Origin of the sequence: Pseudomonas sp. 58 R 12 (genome assembly GCF_900005865.1) — a bacterium.
GTDB lineage: Bacteria > Pseudomonadota > Gammaproteobacteria > Pseudomonadales > Pseudomonadaceae > Aquipseudomonas > Aquipseudomonas tritici.
This window is the reverse complement of the sequence record NZ_CVTP01000021.1, coordinates 273,075-289,181: the sequence shown is the minus strand read 5'-3', so window position 1 is coordinate 289,181 and position 16,107 is coordinate 273,075. Positions and strand designations below refer to the sequence as shown.

Here is a 16,107-nt window from a genome sequence, read left to right as displayed (position 1 = left end):
CAGACCGTGGATTGGCTGGGAACGAATCGCGCTCAACATCCAGATTTTATCCCCTGTTCAAGTGTACGATCTGTAAAAATTCTCATTTGAACAAGCCATTTCTAGGCTATTTTTGTAATCAATCGCGGAATTGGCATTGAGCATGAGCGCTAGCAAATACGATCTGCACCAGTTGGGTTGGCATGGCTTTCAGCAGCTATGTAATGCCGTCATCACCACTGTACTAGGTCAAACCGTCGAGATATTTCTAGACGGTAATGACGCCGGTCGGGATGGAGCGTTTCAAGGTACATGGACGCCAAAAGAAGGCCTGACCTTTGCCGGTAAGTTCGTAATTCAATGTAAATTTACGGCTAGGCGTGAATACAAGCTCACACGTTCTGACATTGCCGATGAGTTGACCAAGGCTCAAAAGCTAGTCGAAAAGGGTCAATGCGATGTCTATTTACTCGTTACTAATGCGGGTATTACTGGCGCAAGCAGCGCAAAGATCGAAGAAGCATTCAGAGCTGTAGGTATCAAAGACGTACTGATCCTAGGCGCGACGTGGATCTGCGAAAAAATAGAGAGCCACAGCAGTCTTCGCATGAACGTGCCCCGACTGTATGGTCTTGGTGACCTCAGCCAGATCATAGACGAACGACGATACAAGCAGACTCAAGCGCTGCTCAGCGAGCTAAAACCTGATCTCGCCAAGACCGTTGTTACGGATACCTATCGTCATGCGTTACGCGCGCTTCAGACTCGCGGCTTTGTATTGCTTGTCGGAGAGCCGGCCGCCGGCAAGACAACCATTGCATCTCTTTTGGCCATGTGTGCAGTGGATGAATGGAAGAGTGAGGTATTCAAGCTTGTGACCCCTCAGGAGGTCAACGCACACTGGAGTACAGAGGAATCTTCGAGGCTTATCTGGGTAGATGACGCTTTCGGTGTCACTCAGTACGAATCACATCTGGTGATGGGCTGGAACCGTATTCTCGATGCGGTATCTACGATGATTAAGCGTGGCCATCGGGTGGTCTTGACGAGTAGGGACTACATTTACAACCAGGCAAGACGCGAACTTAAAAGAACCTCCTTTCCGTTGTTCGACGAGAGCCAAGTTGTCATTGACGTGAAAAAACTGTCTCTGAGTGAGAAAGAACAGATTCTTTACAATCACCTAAAACTTGGAGATCAGGATCAGACGGTGCTACGAAAGTTGAAGCCTTTCCTATCCGCCGTAGCGCTAAATGAAAGATTCATCCCTGAAACAGCCAGACGCTTGGGTACACGAGGCTTCACTAAAGGGCTTTTATACACAGAGAAAAGCATCGGCGATTTCGTCGTTAAACAGCAACAAATTCTCGTAGATACCTTAGCTAGCATGGACACAGACAGTCGCGCTGCCTTGGCGCTGATTTACATGAAAGAGGGGGCGCTGGAGAGTCCTGTATCCCTAACGAATGAAGAGGACCGGGCGATCCATCGTCTAGGAAGCTCAGAGTCAAAATGCTTGTCGGCTCTGGAGCATTTGAATGGAAGTTTCGTTCAACTGGTAGATACAGACGTCGCCAGAATTTGGCGTTTTAAGCATCCCACAATTGGTGACGCGCTCGCTCTGAACCTGGCTCAAAGTCCCGAACACCTCAGCATCTTCGTCGAGGGCACATCAATTGAGCGCTTGATGGACTTGGTGTCCTGCGGCGACGTGGGTGTCACAAATGCTACCGTTATCCCCCCCTCTCTTTTTGACAACATTGCGAGGCGGGTCTTCGAATTCATCTCGGTCCGAAATACAGCGATGCCTTCATATCTGAGAAACGAACGTTTCTTCAGCTTCCTAACACTGCGCTGTAATCGAGAGTTTCTGATCAAGTATTTTCATCACGATGCCGAAGCTTTAGGGCGGGTGGTTCGCGCGCTCTCTAGAAGCTGGATAGGCAGCTCGTTCGCCCTAGCTCGCCGTCTCTTGAGAGAAGGTTTGCTGCCAGAAGAATGCAGGGCAGTAGTGGTGTCGAATATGGTGGAGGAGGCGTTATCGGGGGATGATCTTTCAGCAATCCATGATACCGAGATGCACCAGTTCTTCCGTCCAGATGAACTCACTGAGTTCTTGGCCCGCGTTCAAGCCGATCTAGAATCGATCCTTGATAGTGTTCAGCGTTCTCTAATATCCAAATATGACTACGACTGTAACCCTGAAAGCCAAGCCGCCGGCCTATCTGAGGATCTGGAGTTAATTCTTGCCACTCACGCTGATTGGCCTGGGATTCAAGCGATCATTAGCGATCAACAAACCAGTCTCGACGATTGGGTTTTTGAAGTGACTGGTGGGCATGATCGCAGTGAGCCCTTACGCCGCAGTGGAAACTTAATGCCTTCTCTGACCCATTGCCACGAACGCAGCATTTTTGATGACATAGATGGGTGATTCTATGTATCTGAAATATTCATGACGGCCCTCATTCCGTAAGGCAGGTGACTCCATCACGTCAACGCTTTAAGTGATAAGAGTTGGGTAGTGTTGATCTGTGTTGCTACGTGGCTTTTAAATATTTACGTTACGAATCAAATGGATGCGATAGGTTTTTGCTTTTATCACCTAGGTCAACATCTCATCCATATAACTTTTGACTCATCTTGATTTCGATCATGCGCACTTGCGGGTTCTGCGCCTGCACGGCGAAACGTTCCGGGTCGAAACGGCCGTCGCTGGTGCGGCAGCCGAAGTAGCCGCTGCCCAATTCCCAGGTCAGGTCGCCGCCGTTCTCGCGGTGGTAGGGGCTGATGCTGCCTTCGCCGGTGTCATGGGCGAAGTTGCCCAGCTTGGCGCCTTGGTTCAACGCGCGAATTGCGTTGGCACTCAACGAGCCAAAGCTCATTGCCGAGATATTGAATACCGACGCCGAATACGGTTGCGTGCACTGCGGGCCGCCAACCATTACACGGAAGGCGCTGGGGTCGCTGAGCGGTGCGGGGCGCATGGAGTGGCCGATGAATTCGAAGCCTGACTGGTACACGTCGATCAAGGTGCCGAAGGGTTTGTCGGCAGATTCATTCTTGGCGCGCGAATACACCAATGAACGCTGGGCCCGGGAGAAGGGCAGGGCGTCGCTGTCGGACTCCAGCAGGTACTGGCGGATTTCCGGGCGGATGGCTTCCACCAGGTAACGGATATTGCCCAGGATCGGGTAGTTGCGGCGCACGGCGTGGGGGCTTTGCAGCAGGTCGAAAATACCGATCAGGCTCAACACGCCAGTGACCACCGTGATCGGCCACAGCCATTCATGTTCGATAAAGGGGAGGCTGGCGAGGGTGAAAATGACGCACACGGCAAAGAAAGCGTAACGACTCAGTAGCGACAGGCTCATACGGGTTTCCTGGGTTCGGACTCATCGGCTAGGCGTTTTGCGCCTGTAGAAAGATCGAGAACAGCTCTGACTGGGATTTGATCCCCAGCTTGCTGTACATGTGTTTCTTATGGACTTTCACGGTTTCAACAGAGATTTCCAGCTTACGAGCGATTTCTTTGCTGGAGCAACCGCTGAGCATCAAGCGGCCCACATCCAGCTCGCGGGCGGTGAGTTGCGCGCCCCACTCATCATTCTGGATCGGCGGCTGCGGGGCGCTGACCTGGTGCAGTTCAAAGGGCAGGCGCTGGCGCAGAAGGCCCAGCACCCAGGGCTGGATCAACGACAGCAGGGCAATCTGCGCCGGGTCAAAGCGCTGCCTGGAGCCCAGTGACAGGCACAGGGTACGCCCATCCGGCTGCTGGCAATTAAATTGGATTTCATCAGCCACCACGTTCAGGCGGAAGTAGCGCTGGTAGTACTCGGTGAGCTCGAAGTGCTCCGGCGCCACTTCGGCCAGGCGCAACAGCCCGGTGCGCGAGTGTTCGCGGCTGGCGATGTAGAAGGGGTCGAGCAGGTACAGGCCGTTGAGGTAGTCCTGGAACAAATGATCCGGCGTGCCATCGGCGCCTGGGCATTCAGCGAATACCAGCGGGCGGTGTTCGCTGCTGAACAGCAATACGACCCAACTGTCGAACGGCACGTATTGGTCCAGCAGCCGGACAAGCTGTGTCCAGAAATTGGGCTGGTCCAAGGCGTCTATCATTTGCCCCACCGAACGGTGCCAGGCGATGTCCTGCAACGACATGGTCATTGATCTACCCCTATCGGGTTACCCCCGCCGCGTGATTCCCTGGCCGGTTGCGCCTGCGCATACTGCGGCACGTACACAGAACAAGGAATACCCATGAAGGTCGAATTTGCCCAGTTGGCGGGCCGTGATAACGGTACAGCTTACAACCTTGAGCGGGCCTTGGCGGCGATCGCTGCAGCGGCTGCGGATACGCAACTGATCGTCTTCCCGGAAACCCACCTGATGGGCTTCCCCAGCGCCGAGACCGTCGCCGACATCGCTGAACCGCTGGACGGGCCTACCGTGCAGGCTGTGATCCAGGCCGCGCGCGCGCGCAATGTCGCCGTGGTGATCGGCATGGCCGAAAGCGACGGCGGGCAATTCTATAACACCACCTTGCTGATCACCCCCGAAGGCATCGCCCTGCGTTATCGCAAGACCCATCTGTGGGCCTCGGATCGCGGTGTCTTCACCCCAGGCGATCGCTACGCCACTTGCCTCTGGAACGGCGTGCGCGTCGGTCTGTTGATCTGCTACGACATTGAGTTCCCGGAAACCGCCCGAGCCAACGCGCAACTGGGCGCCGAGTTGCTGATCGTCACCAACGGCAACATGGACCCATACGGCCCCACGCACCGCACCGCGATCATGGCGCGCGCCCAGGAAAACCAGGCGTTTGCGCTGATGGTCAACCGAGTGCAAGAGGGGGACGGCGGATTGTTGTTTGCCGGTGGCAGTGCGCTGGTGGACCCGTTTGGTACCTTGCTGTTTGAAGCCGGGCGTGACGAAGGGCAATTCACGGTCGAGCTGGATCTCGACCAATTGGCAGCGGCGCGCAAGGACTACCGCTACCTGGATGACCAGCGCTTGAAATTGCCGGGTGAGGTGATCGAGCACAATGACGGCACGCGCGAACTGCTGATTCCTTAGGCCTGTAGTGAGCGGGCTTGCCCCGCGCTGGGTGGCGAAGCCGCCCCATCTCAGTCACCGAGTATCTCCAGTCGAAACTGAGTTGCCTGGGTTTGGGGCGGCTTCGCCACCCAGCGCGGGGCAAGCCCGCTCACTACCCATCAACATAAGAAAAATGACACCTGCTTCACCGACTTCAGTTCTGCCATAAATCTAATAATTTCGCGGAGAATCGCTCATGGCTCATTTGCAACGCACCCTGTCATTAGGGTCGGTGGTGCTGTTCGGCATCGCCTATATGACGCCGATCATTGTGCTCGGCACCTTCGGTATCCTGGCGCAATCCACTGCGGGCATGGTCCCCGCTGCTTATCTGGCGGCGCTGGTGGCGATGTTCTTCACCGCCATGAGTTATGGGCGCATGGCCTCGGCGTTTCCGGTCGCCGGTTCCGCCTACAGCTACGTGCGCAAAGCCATCAGCCCGAAACTGGGTTTTATCGCCGGCTGGGCGGTGCTGCTCGACTACCTGTTCCTGCCCATGGCCATCTGGCTGATCGGTGCGGCGTACCTCAATTCAGCGTTCCCGGCGGTGCCGCAGTGGATCTGGGTGTTGGCGTTTATTGGCATCACCAGCGCCATCAATATCGTCGGCCTCAAGCTGGCGAACGGCATCAATGCCTTGCTGATGCTGGTGCAGTTCCTGGTGTTGATTGCGTTTGTGGCGCTGTGCATCCACTACATCGGGGGTGATGCGAGCAAGCCTTTATGGACGACCGCCCCGTTCTTCAACGGCCAGATGCAACTGCCGCTGATCATGAGCGGCGCGGCCATCGCTTGCTATTCATTCCTGGGCTTTGACGCGGTCAGCACCCTCACCGAAGAAACCCGCGACCCGCGCCGCACCATCCCACGGGCGATCATGTTGATCACCTTGATAGGCGGGCTGATTTTCGTGGCGGTGTCCTACTTTGTGCAGATCGCGCACCCGTCTTTCGAATTCGCCAATGTGGATTCGGCGGCGTATGAAATCGCGCGCAACATCGGTGGCGACCTGTTTGTGTCGATCTTCCTGATCGGCCTGATCGTCGGCCAGTTCGCCTCGGGGCTGTCGGCCCAGGCCAGTGGTTCGCGCTTGTTGTTTGCGATGGGCCGCGATGGCGTGTTGCCCAAATCGTTCTTTGGCACCCTGCATGCGCGCTTTGGTACGCCGGTCAACAGCATCCTGTTGTGCGCGGTGGTGGCGCTGCTGGCGTTGAAGCTGGACGTGACCACGTCCACATCGTTTATCAACTTCGGCGCCTTCCTGGCGTTCAGTCTGGTGAACCTGTCGGTGATCTTCCATTACTGGATCGGCGCCAAGCAGCGGGGTGTGCGTGAGCTGATCCTGTTCCTGGTATTCCCGGCCATCGGCCTGCTGGCGGATTTATGGCTGATGGTCAGCCTCGATCACCTGGCGATTTACCTGGGCTTGGCGTGGTTGGCGATCGGGGTGGTTTACCTGGGCGTGCTCACCCGTGGTTTCTCGCAACAGCCGCCGGAGATGGATTTCCAGGAAGCGGCGTAGAGCTTTGCGGCTTGTTCGGCGGCGTGCCTTACGCCGCCGTCTGCCGAATCGGCAATACCACGCGGAATTTGGTGCCTTTGCCGAGTTCGCTGCTGACGGAAATATCGCCATGGTGTTTCTTGACGATACCGTAGGAGAGCGACAGCCCTAGTCCCGTCCCTTCGCCTACGGGTTTGGTGGTGAAGAACGGGTCGAAAATCTTCTGCACGGCGTCGGGGGCAATCCCGCAGCCGTTGTCCGCCACCTCCAGCCAGATGTTATCGCCTTCCACGCCATTGCTGATGGTAATGGTGCCGCGCTCCGGTCCCATGGCTTGCGCGGCATTGATCACCAGGTTCATCACCACCTGATTGAGCTGCGATGCCAGGCATTCGATCTCGGGCAATGCGCCGTAGTTTTTGACCACGTCGGCTTTGTACTTGAGTTCGCTGGCGACGATGTTCAGCGTTGAATCGATGCCCTGTTGCAGGTTCGCAAACTGCCAGGTCTGGTCATTGTCCACCCGTGAGAAGTTTTTCAGGTCTTTGACGATCTGCACCACGCGGCCGATGCCTTCCTTGGACTCTTTGATCAGGATCGGAATGTCCTCCTTGAGAAACTCCAGCTCAAGGTCGGTTCGCAGTGCCTTGAGCTGATCGCGCTGTTCCGGCGCCGCAATCAGCGTTTCGGCGCGTTGATAGGCATCCAGTATCTGTTGCAGCTGGTTGAAGTAGCCGTCCAGGGTGCTGAGGTTGGAGGAGATAAAGCCCACCGGGTTGTTGATTTCATGGGCGACACCCGCCGCAAGCTGCCCCAGCGACGCGAGTTTTTCGGACTGCACCAGTTGGCTTTCCAGGTGCTTGCGCTCGTCGATTTCCAGTTGCAGCGCCTGGGTGCGTTGCTCCACCAAATGTTCCAAGTGGGTGGTCTGCAGCGAGGCGCGACGGGCCATGTCCCATTTATTCGCCAGGGTGTTGGCCATCTGCTGGACTTCGATGTTGTCGAAGGGTTTTTTCAGAATCAGCAAGCGTTCATGGGCGTGCAGGCGTTCCAGCAGGTCTTCCCAGGAGTAGTCCGAATAAGCGGTGCACACCACGACTTGCAGGTCTGGGGCGATTTTCCACAACGCTTCGATGGTCCTGGCGCCATCCCAGCCTTGGGGCATACGCATGTCGACAAAGGCCAGTGCGTAGGGGCGTTTTTCCGCCATGGCCGTGGTCAGCAAGCCAAGGCCTTCTTCCCCGCCATACGCCGAGTGCAGCTCGAAAACCTGGGCCTGGGCTTTGGCCGTGTCGCCGAACAGCGCCGATTCCATGTCATCCAGCAGCGGGTTCGATTCAACGGTCGGCACCAGGATCTTGCGGAAATCGTCATGAATCGACGGCGTGTCGTCGATCAGCAGGATGCGCCGGTTGGGAGGTTGGTTCATGCGGGGCTTCCGACAAGGGTGAGAGGGATGGTCAAGGTAAACACCGCGCCCAGGCCCGGCCCGTCGCTGTGTGCGCTGAGCTGGCCATTCATTTCCACGGCGGCCAGGGCGCAGCTGTGCAGGCCAAAGCCATGGCCTTCCTTGCGAGTGGTGAAACCGTGAGTGAAGATTCGTGTCATGTTTTCTGCCGGTATGCCTTCGCCCTCATCCTTCACGCTGATCTGCAAGGTGTCGTCATTCAGCGACTGCACCGTGAGGGTCATTTGCCGCGGCCGGTCGGAGAGGGTGGACATGGCGTACTTCGCATTGCTGATCAGGTTGACCATGATCAGCAGCAACCGGTGTTTGTCCGCTAGGATTTCCGGCAGTTGCGCGTAATGCTTGACCACCGTGACGTTGTGCCGATTCAGCGCCCCTGCGTTCATGCGCAAGGCATCTTCCATCAGGGCGCTGATATGCACCGGTTCGCGAACCGCAGACGCACCGGCATAGGATTGTTGGGTGGAGACGATGTCTTTGATGTGGTCGACGCTTTTACTCAACTGCGCCAGTTCATCCGCCATGCCTTGTTGTTCCTGCGCAATGGCGTCCACCAGTTGGTTCAGGTAACCGGGCAGCAGCTTGCCCTTTTCATCCTCGGTGAAGAAGGTACCCAGGTCACCCTGGCGCTCGTTGATCAACTGCATGGCTTTGCCCAGGCCCAATGCTTTGCTGCTGCGCAGCTTTCGAGTGACCAGGTCGGCGGAGATATTCACGCTGTTGAGCACGTTGCCCACGTTGTGCAGCACGTTGGTGGCGATTTCCGCCATGCCGGCCTGTCGCGCGCTGTCGAGCAGTTCACTCTGGGCATCCTTGAGTTGTTGGGTGCGCCGCTCCACGCGTTGTTCCAGGGTCTCGTTCGCCGCGTGCAGCGCGCGGTTGACTCGGTTGATTTCGGCGAAACTGCGCAGCAGGCGCACCGCCAGGTACAGTAAAAGCGCCACCAATAAGGTCGAGAAAATCAGCAGGTAGCGATGGTATTGATGGTCGATGAGGTCAGAGGCTTGCTGGTCCTGATTGAGATGCGTGGTCAGCTCGTCCAGGCGTTCGGCCACCGGGACTGCGGCGATTCGTTCGAGCAAACCGTTGACCACCGGCTGTTCGCGCAGGATCAGCGAAATGTGATTACTGAGGATCTCAACCGGCGCCTGGAAATCACTGGGCAATCGCTCCTTGTTGATCGCCAGTTTGCCCAGGCCCACTAGGATATCGGCCGCGAGCTCGTCGCTGGTGACCTGAGCGAACTCCAGGCTGCTGAGTAGCAAGTCGTAAGTGTCGGTAGCTACGCCTTGCAGTTGCAGCCGGTCTTCATCATTAAAGCGGTTGAACTGAGCCTGAATGTCGTCCTCAGCGGTTGGTAAAAAAGCCAATGAGTTGCGCAGCACCGCATTGTGGGATTTGAACTGGTCCACCAACCGCGCTTTTTCCTTGATCGCGGCCTGATAAGCATCCCGGCTGGCTTGCCAACGTTGCAGGTCAGCAGGGTCGTGGTAGGCGTCGCCGTTTTCCAGGTCTACCCATAACCGCGTCATTTCCCGCAGGGGGGCCACCAGCGGATCATAGTTGTGGGTGATGGCGATCCTGGCCTTCAACACTTCACTGTCCCATTGGGCATTGAGTTGCTGGAGTTGGCGGATCAGGTCCCGTGAGTGTGTGTAGGTGGCGGTCTGGTCACGGGAAGACTTGAGGTACAGAAACACCAGGGTGGACGCCAACAGCAGCGTCATCAGGCTAAGCAACACTTGGCTGGCGAGGCGGCGGGACAGGGTCATGACGGTATGCTCATAAAGGCTTGCCTGACCATTCGCCGGTCAGGGTCTTGAGAAACTGGACAATCAGGTCCTTGTCTTCCTGGGACGGGGTGCGCCCCAGTTGGTACTTGAACATCACGTCGACCGCCTCTTGCAGTGTCTTGGCGGAGGCGTCGTGAAAGTAGGGCGCCGTGACCGCGACGTTACGCAAGCTGGGCACTTTGAACACGTGGAGGTCTTCTTCGTCCTGGGTCAGCAGGTAGCGCCCCAGGTCCGATTCGACCGGATTGCCGCGCGCCTTGAAGTAGTCGCCCATCACACCGAACTTCTGGAACATGTTGCCGCCGATGTTGATGCCCTGATGGCACGCGATACAGCCGTACTCCTTGAAGCGCTGATAGCCGTACTTTTCCTGGATCGTGAGGATTTCGGTATTGCCCAGGAGATATTGGTCAAACCGTGAGTTAAGGGTCAGCAGCGTTCGCTCATAGGTGGCCAGGGCATCTTGTACGTTAGCGGCGGTGACACCGTCCGGGTAGGCCTGCTTGAATGCCGCCTGGTACGTGGGCATGGCAGCGAGGTTCTGCACTACGGTTTTCCAGTCGCTGCCCATTTCCACCGGGCTGATCACCACGTGTTCGACCTGTGCTTCCAACGTGTCGACGCGGCCATTCCAGAACTGCTTGAAATTGAGGCTGGCGTTGAACACCGACGGCGTGTTGAGTTCTACCGGCTTGCCGTCGAAGCCAATGGAGAAGGGTTTGTCGTCGGCGCCTCCCGATGCCAAGTGATGGCAACTGGCGCAGGACAGCGTGTTATTGGCCGACAATCGCGGCTCGTTGAACAGTTGGCGGCCCAGTTCAACCTTGGCCGGGTCCAATGCAGGGACCGCGGGCAACGGTTTCAGGGCCTCTTCCAACGGCGCGGCCATCAATGGCGCACCCAGGCCCAGCCACAGCGTGAGGAAGAGGCTGGTACGGCAGGTTGAAACGTCGTTCAAGCGAGCACTCCTTGCAGGCGTAGGGCTATTGATCGGGCATCAGTGTCGCGCAGCCCTTCTGCAGTAACTGGGCGAAGTCCTCTGAGGGCACCGCTTTACTGAACAGATAGCCTTGGCCTTCCTCGCACAGCTGGTGTTGCAGGAAGTTCAATTGCTCGAGGGTTTCTACGCCCTCGGCGATGATAGTCAAGCCCAGGCTTTTGCCCATGCCGATAATAGCGCTGATCAGTTGTTCGTCCTGGCTATTTACCTTCAGGCCATGAATGAACGATTGGTCGATTTTCAGCACGTCGATGGGAAACCGTCGCAGGTAGCTCAGGCTGGAGTAACCCGTGCCGAAATCATCCAGGGCCAGGCGCACGCCCATGGCTTTGATCCTGTTCAGGATATCGACCGTGTCGTCGACATTCTGCATCAGCACGCTTTCAGTGATCTCCAGCTCCAACAGGGCCGGCGGCAGGTGTGTCTGCTCGAGGATCGCGGCGAGATTGTCGACGAAGTCCCGCTGGCGGAAATCGATGGCTGAGATATTCACGGAGATGCGTAGCGTGGGCAGGCCCATGTCACGCCAGGTTTGTGCCTGTTCACAGGCCTGGCGCACTACCCACTGGGTCAACTGCACGATCAATCCAGTGTCTTCGGCCACCGGAATGAAGTCAGCCGGGCTGATCCAACCCGAACGCGGTTGAAACCAGCGAAGCAGCGCTTCCGCCCCCACGATCTGCCCGGATTTCAGATCCAGCTTCGGCTGGTAGTGCAGGGCAAATTCGTTGCATTCCAGGGCATGGCGAATCGCGCTTTCCAGGTTTTGCCGGTGTTGGGCGTGCAGGTTCATGTCTTCGGTATAAAAACTGAAATCGTCCGGGCCGCGCTCTTTGCTGGCGTGCATGGCGGTTTCGGCCTGTTTGATCAACTCCACCGCTGTGCCGCTGTCATTGGGGCAAATGCTGATACCCAGGCTGGCGGTGATGCTCAGGTCATGCCCGGCGACGTGACGGGTGGCGCGGATGGCCTTGAGGATCTTTTGCGCAACGTGCTGGGTTTGCTGGGGATGCAAGATGTCGTTGAGCAGGACCACGAACTCGTCGGAACCGTAGCGAAACACCGAATCCGAACTTCGCACCGCCGCCACCAGGCTTTGGCTGACCTGCTGCAGCACCTCATCGCCCACGGGGTAGCCCAGGGCGTTATTGATGCGCTTGAAGCGGTCCAGGCCGATAAACATCACCGCCATTTGCGTGTCATGCCGCCGGCCAAGGGCAATTGCCTGGGTCAGCCGGTCGCCTAACAACGTGCTGTTGGGCAGTTCGGTCAGGGCATCGTAGTGCAGCAGGTGCGAGACTTTGAGCAGCTCCTGCACGCGTTCTTCGACGGTGCGTTCCAGGCTGATCACTTTCAGCGCAATGTCCTGGGCGAGTTGCCATTTCCAGGTCAGGGCGCTGGCCATCTGGCGGATTTCCAGGTGATCGAAGGGCTTTTTCAGGATCAGCAACTGGTCGTTGTACTTTAAACGCGCTTCGATGGCCTCGAAGGAGTAATCGGAGTAGGCGGTGCACAGGGCGATCTGCAGGTGGGGATCGACGTTCCAGAGGTGTTCGATGATCTGCAAGCCATCCCAGCCAGGTGGCATGCGCATGTCAATGAAGGCCATGGCATAGGGCGCGTTGGCGGCCAGGGCCTTGTTCACCAGGGCCAGGGCCTCCTGACCCTGATAGGCCGAGTCGAGCTCGAACGCCTGACGCACTTTGGTCGGTGTCCCGAACAGGGCCTCCTCGAGGTTTTCCAGGGAGGGTTCGCCTTCGGCACAGAGGATCTTGCGAAAGTCCTGATGGATCGAGGCGGTGTCATCGACGATCAGAATGCGCCGGTTGGCCCGTACGGAATCCGGGGTCATTGTGCGCACCACAACTGCAAGTGATTCGACGGCATGACGGTTCCTTCCCTGGGTGCATCGTGAGCGGGGCGTCTGCCTGCTCTGACAGCATAGTCGAACTCCCTTGATATCGACGGCTACTTGGCGTCAAATCAAGCCCGCGTGCCAAGCGAGGGAAGACGGCTCGGCACACGGGTTCAATTTAGCTCAATTCAATTTGATTCGAAGGCGCAGCAGGCATGGATGAACAATTCGCTACGCTCTCCACCGCACAACCCACCATTTTGCTGGTCGACGATGAAGAGTCGATCCTCAACAGCTTGCGTCGCCTGTTGCGCGGCCAGCCCTTTAATGTGGTGCTTGCCGGCAGCGGGGCCCAGGCTCTGGAAATAATGGCGGCCCAACCCATCGACCTGATCATGAGCGACGCGCGCATGCCAGGTATGGACGGCGCGCAGTTGCTGGCTGAAGTCCATCGCTTGTATCCCACCACCAGTCGTATCCTGCTGACCGGTTACGCTGACCTGCCGACAATCATCAAGGCGATCAACGAAGGGCAGATCCACCGTTATATCGGCAAACCCTGGAATGACGATGAACTGAAGCTGATCCTGCAGCAGGCCCTGGAACATCAGCGGCTTGAACGCTTGACCCTGGTGCAGAACGAGCAGCTCAAGGCGCTCAATGCGACCTTGGAAAAACGCGTGGAGTCGCGTACCGGCGAGCTGCAGCAGACCGCGGACATGCTCGACCTGGCTTACGAAGAACTCAAGCGCAGCTACGTGACGGGCACCGAAGTGTTTTCGCTGCTGGCCAACCTGCGCTTGCCCAAGGACAAGCAGACCAACCGCCAGTTGATCGAGCTGATCCGTGTGTATTGCGCCTCGCAGGCCATCGACGAGGTCAGCACACGCGACCTCACCATGGCCGCCGCGCTCTATAACATCGGCAAACTGAGCTGGACCGACAGCATGATGACTGCCCCGGCCGATAAACTGCACAGCACCGACCGCGATCTGTACCGCGCCTATCCGACGCAGAGCGAGTCGCTGTTGATGACGCTGGAGCCGATGAAGGATGCGGCGCGGATCATTCGTCATCATCAGGAGCGCTACGACGGCAGTGGTTTCCCCGATCACCTCAAGGAGGATGCGATCCCGTTTGGTTCACGCTTGCTGAAACTGGCGGTGGATTTCATCGAGTTGCAGAAAGGGCTGATCCTTGAGCGACAGATGAACAGTGATGAAGCGCTGCTCTATATCCAAAAGTATGCCGGGCGCCTCTACGATCCGAGCCTGGTCGAGGCTTTCGTGCAGGCTTGTGCCAAGTTCCTCAGTGATGTGACGCTGGGTGATCCCACCGTCAAGGTCCTGACCACCCGTGAGCTGGCTGACGGTATGGTCCTGGCGCGTAACCTCAATGCCGATAACGGCATGCTCCTGCTCAATGCCGGCAAGGTGCTGAACCTGCCGCTGGTGGACAAGCTCATTGCGTTCGAGGCAATGGAAGGCGCGAAATACGCCATTTTTATCAAAGTACCCGAAGAGACAGCAGACCTTTCATGAGCACTTCTACTATCCGCATCGCCGCCGCCCTCCTGATCGGCAGCGACGGCCAAACCCTGCTGGTGCGCAAGCGCGGCACCCAGGCTTTCATGCAACCGGGGGGCAAGATTGACGCTGGCGAGCAACCCGTCGAAGCCCTGGCCCGCGAGCTGCACGAAGAGCTCAACTTGCGTATCGAGCCCAGTGCCGCCGTCTACCTCGGCACGTTTTCCGCACCGGCCGCCAACGAGCCGGGTTTTACCGTGGAAGCCGAGTTGTTCCAGGTGCAGATCGACGTTGCGGTGACCCCCGCCGCCGAAATTGAAGAGGTCCGCTGGATTGACCCGGCCGGTGACGGCGGCTTGCAGTTGGCACCCTTGACGCGCGATTTGATCCTGCCGTTTTACCGCTCATCGCTGACCGCATGATTGTTCGCACGCTGGGGACGCATGACGCCGAGGCCTATCGTGCATTGATGCTCGAGGCCTATGGCGCCTATCCCCAGGCATTCACCTCCAGCGTGGCGGAGCGTGCCGCGATGCCGTTGAGCTGGTGGGAAAAACGCTTGGGCAGTCCGCTGGACCGGCTGCTCGGTGCCTACGAAGGGGATGAGCTGGCCGGCATTGTCGGCCTTGCATACGAGCCACGAGAGAAGGCTCGGCACAAGGTGACGCTGTTCGGCATGTATGTGAACGCGGGCCACCAGCAAAAGGGCTTGGGCCGTCAGTTGGTTGAAGCGGCACTGGATGAGGCGCGTAAGCAGCCGCGCCTCAAGGTGATCCAGCTGACCGTCACGGCCGGTAATGACGCGGCGTTTGCCTTGTACCAACGCTGCGGTTTTATCCAATACGGCCTGGAGCCATTGGCAGTGCGCGTCGGCGTTGAATACTTCGACAAGATCCACATGTGGCGCGAACTGGAAGATCACTGATGTTCAATGTTTTCTAATGAGTGCCGCTCAGCGAACAGCACTCACCCCATCCAGCGTTGAAAACGACGTGTCCTTCGCCGTCAGCAAAAAGTCGCGCATATATGGCGCGTCCAGCATGTCCGCGCGAATCCCCGCGTACAGCGTCGCAAACAAGCCTTTCTCGCCCAGGCGCTTGGCCTTCACGTAACCGCGCGAGCTGTATTCATGCAGCGCCCAATGCGGCATGCCGCACACGCCACGGCCGCTGGCGACCAATTGCATCATCATCACTGTCAGTTCCGAGGTGCGCACCTGGGCCGGTTCGACGTCGGCGGGTTCCAGGAAGCGGGTGAAGATGTCCAGCCGGTCGCGCTCCACCGGGTAGGTGATCAGGGTTTCGGTCAGCAAGTCTTCCGGCACGATGTACGCCTTGTTCGCCAGCGCGTGCTGGTTGGCCACCGCCAGCATGGCTTCGTAGGTGAACAGCGGCACATAGGTGATGCCCGGCAGTTCCAGCGGGTCGGAGGTCACCACCAGGTCGAGGTCGCCGCGCGCCAGGGCCGGCAGCGGCGCGAAGGCGAAACCGGACGCCAGGTCCAGCTCGACTTCCGGCCAGGCATCGCGGAACTGGTCGATGGTCGGCATCAGCCACTGGAAGCAGCTGTGGCATTCAATCGCCATGTGCAAACGCCCGGCGGTGCCGCCGGCCAACCGCGCAATGTCACGCTCGGCGCCGCGCAGCAAGGGCAGGGTGGCGTCGGCCAGTTGCAACAGGCGCAGGCCGGCGCTCGTGAAACGCAGCGGCTTGGTCTTGCGCACGAACAGTTGCATGCCCAGGCGCTCTTCCAGCTCCTTGAACTGGTGGGACAGCGCCGATTGCGTCAGGTGCAGGCGTTCGGCGGCTTCGACCAGGCTGTCAGCCTCGCGCAGGGCGTGCAGGGTCTTGAGGTGACGGATTTCGAGCACGGGCTCTCCATGAAGATA

At 58.0% G+C, this 16,107-nt stretch carries 12 protein-coding genes and 2 pseudogenes; 6 read left to right on the top strand and 8 right to left on the bottom strand.

Going from position 1 to position 16,107, the window contains the following annotated elements:
- Positions 1 to 142 precede the first annotated feature (142 nt).
- The gene (locus tag BFP95_RS18695) at positions 143 to 2,413 is read left to right on the top strand and encodes an nSTAND3 domain-containing NTPase (protein WP_065910525.1); all 2,271 of its coding nucleotides are present in this window, start codon (positions 143 to 145) and stop codon (positions 2,411 to 2,413) included.
- Positions 2,414 to 2,612: 199 nt separating this feature from the next.
- On the opposite strand, the pseudogene BFP95_RS18690 reads toward BFP95_RS18695, so the two are convergent.
- Both BFP95_RS18690 and BFP95_RS18685 read right to left on the bottom strand, forming a co-directional pair.
- Positions 2,613 to 3,353, bottom strand: a pseudogene (locus tag BFP95_RS18690) (glutamate synthase-related protein); the annotation flags it as partial.
- Positions 3,354 to 3,381: 28 nt separating this feature from the next.
- A complete protein-coding gene (locus tag BFP95_RS18685; RefSeq protein ID WP_065872550.1) occupies positions 3,382 to 4,146 on the bottom strand; it encodes a helix-turn-helix transcriptional regulator in 765 nt (254 codons plus the stop codon).
- Positions 4,147 to 4,239: 93 nt separating this feature from the next.
- Here BFP95_RS18685 and BFP95_RS18680 point away from each other — a divergent pair, with 93 nt between their 5' ends.
- Both BFP95_RS18680 and BFP95_RS18675 read left to right on the top strand, forming a co-directional pair.
- A complete protein-coding gene (locus tag BFP95_RS18680; RefSeq protein ID WP_065910524.1) occupies positions 4,240 to 5,055 on the top strand; it encodes a carbon-nitrogen hydrolase family protein in 816 nt (271 codons plus the stop codon).
- Between the two features lie 217 nt (positions 5,056 to 5,272).
- A complete protein-coding gene (locus tag BFP95_RS18675) occupies positions 5,273 to 6,598 on the top strand; it encodes an APC family permease (RefSeq protein WP_065880110.1) in 1,326 nt (441 codons plus the stop codon).
- A gap of 28 nt (positions 6,599 to 6,626) precedes the next feature.
- Here the strand turns inward: BFP95_RS18675 and BFP95_RS30385 are convergent, their stop codons facing one another.
- The 5 genes and pseudogenes from BFP95_RS30385 to BFP95_RS18655 form a co-directional block, all read right to left on the bottom strand.
- Positions 6,627 to 7,004 (bottom strand): sensor histidine kinase, encoded by a 378-nt coding sequence (locus BFP95_RS30385; RefSeq protein ID WP_371905339.1) that lies wholly within the window; start codon positions 7,002 to 7,004, stop codon positions 6,627 to 6,629.
- A gap of 345 nt (positions 7,005 to 7,349) precedes the next feature.
- A pseudogene (locus BFP95_RS30380) lies at positions 7,350 to 7,433 on the bottom strand (hypothetical protein); the annotation flags it as partial.
- Between the two features lie 569 nt (positions 7,434 to 8,002).
- The gene (locus tag BFP95_RS18665; protein ID WP_065910522.1) at positions 8,003 to 9,817 is read right to left on the bottom strand and encodes a DAHL domain-containing protein; all 1,815 of its coding nucleotides are present in this window, start codon (positions 9,815 to 9,817) and stop codon (positions 8,003 to 8,005) included.
- A gap of 10 nt (positions 9,818 to 9,827) precedes the next feature.
- Positions 9,828 to 10,796, bottom strand: a complete 969-nt coding sequence (locus BFP95_RS18660; RefSeq protein WP_065872545.1) for a cytochrome-c peroxidase — start codon at positions 10,794 to 10,796, stop codon at positions 9,828 to 9,830.
- 25 nt (positions 10,797 to 10,821) lie between these two features.
- Positions 10,822 to 12,690 (bottom strand): putative bifunctional diguanylate cyclase/phosphodiesterase, encoded by a 1,869-nt coding sequence (locus tag BFP95_RS18655; protein WP_065910521.1) that lies wholly within the window; start codon positions 12,688 to 12,690, stop codon positions 10,822 to 10,824.
- 218 nt (positions 12,691 to 12,908) lie between these two features.
- Here BFP95_RS18655 and BFP95_RS18650 point away from each other — a divergent pair, with 218 nt between their 5' ends.
- The 3 genes from BFP95_RS18650 to BFP95_RS18640 are packed head-to-tail and all read left to right on the top strand — an operon-like array spanning position 12,909 to position 15,144.
- Positions 12,909 to 14,234, top strand: a complete 1,326-nt coding sequence (locus tag BFP95_RS18650) for an HD domain-containing phosphohydrolase (protein ID WP_049709784.1) — start codon at positions 12,909 to 12,911, stop codon at positions 14,232 to 14,234.
- A complete protein-coding gene (locus BFP95_RS18645; protein WP_065872542.1) occupies positions 14,231 to 14,641 on the top strand; it encodes an NUDIX hydrolase in 411 nt (136 codons plus the stop codon). Before BFP95_RS18650 ends, BFP95_RS18645 begins: the two co-directional genes overlap by 4 nt.
- Positions 14,638 to 15,144, top strand: a complete 507-nt coding sequence (locus tag BFP95_RS18640; RefSeq protein WP_065872541.1) for a GNAT family N-acetyltransferase — start codon at positions 14,638 to 14,640, stop codon at positions 15,142 to 15,144. The genes BFP95_RS18645 and BFP95_RS18640 overlap by 4 nt, the downstream gene beginning before the upstream one ends.
- 27 nt (positions 15,145 to 15,171) lie before the next feature.
- On the opposite strand, the gene metR is transcribed toward BFP95_RS18640, so the two are convergent.
- Positions 15,172 to 16,089 (bottom strand): transcriptional regulator MetR, encoded by a 918-nt coding sequence (gene metR, locus BFP95_RS18635; RefSeq protein ID WP_049709781.1) that lies wholly within the window; start codon positions 16,087 to 16,089, stop codon positions 15,172 to 15,174.
- Positions 16,090 to 16,107 lie beyond the last annotated feature (18 nt).

Coding starts and splice junctions, on each gene's coding strand:
- BFP95_RS18695 (WP_065910525.1), top strand. CDS start 143: ATGAGCGCTAGCAAATACGATCTGCACCAGTTGGGTTGGCATGGCTTT.
- BFP95_RS18685 (WP_065872550.1), bottom strand. CDS start 4,146: ATGACCATGTCGTTGCAGGACATCGCCTGGCACCGTTCGGTGGGGCAA.
- BFP95_RS18680 (WP_065910524.1), top strand. CDS start 4,240: ATGAAGGTCGAATTTGCCCAGTTGGCGGGCCGTGATAACGGTACAGCT.
- BFP95_RS18675 (WP_065880110.1), top strand. CDS start 5,273: ATGGCTCATTTGCAACGCACCCTGTCATTAGGGTCGGTGGTGCTGTTC.
- BFP95_RS18665 (WP_065910522.1), bottom strand. CDS start 9,817: ATGACCCTGTCCCGCCGCCTCGCCAGCCAAGTGTTGCTTAGCCTGATG.
- BFP95_RS18655 (WP_065910521.1), bottom strand. CDS start 12,690: ATGACCCCGGATTCCGTACGGGCCAACCGGCGCATTCTGATCGTCGAT.
- BFP95_RS18650 (WP_049709784.1), top strand. CDS start 12,909: ATGGATGAACAATTCGCTACGCTCTCCACCGCACAACCCACCATTTTG.
- BFP95_RS18645 (WP_065872542.1), top strand. CDS start 14,231: ATGAGCACTTCTACTATCCGCATCGCCGCCGCCCTCCTGATCGGCAGC.
- BFP95_RS18640 (WP_065872541.1), top strand. CDS start 14,638: ATGATTGTTCGCACGCTGGGGACGCATGACGCCGAGGCCTATCGTGCA.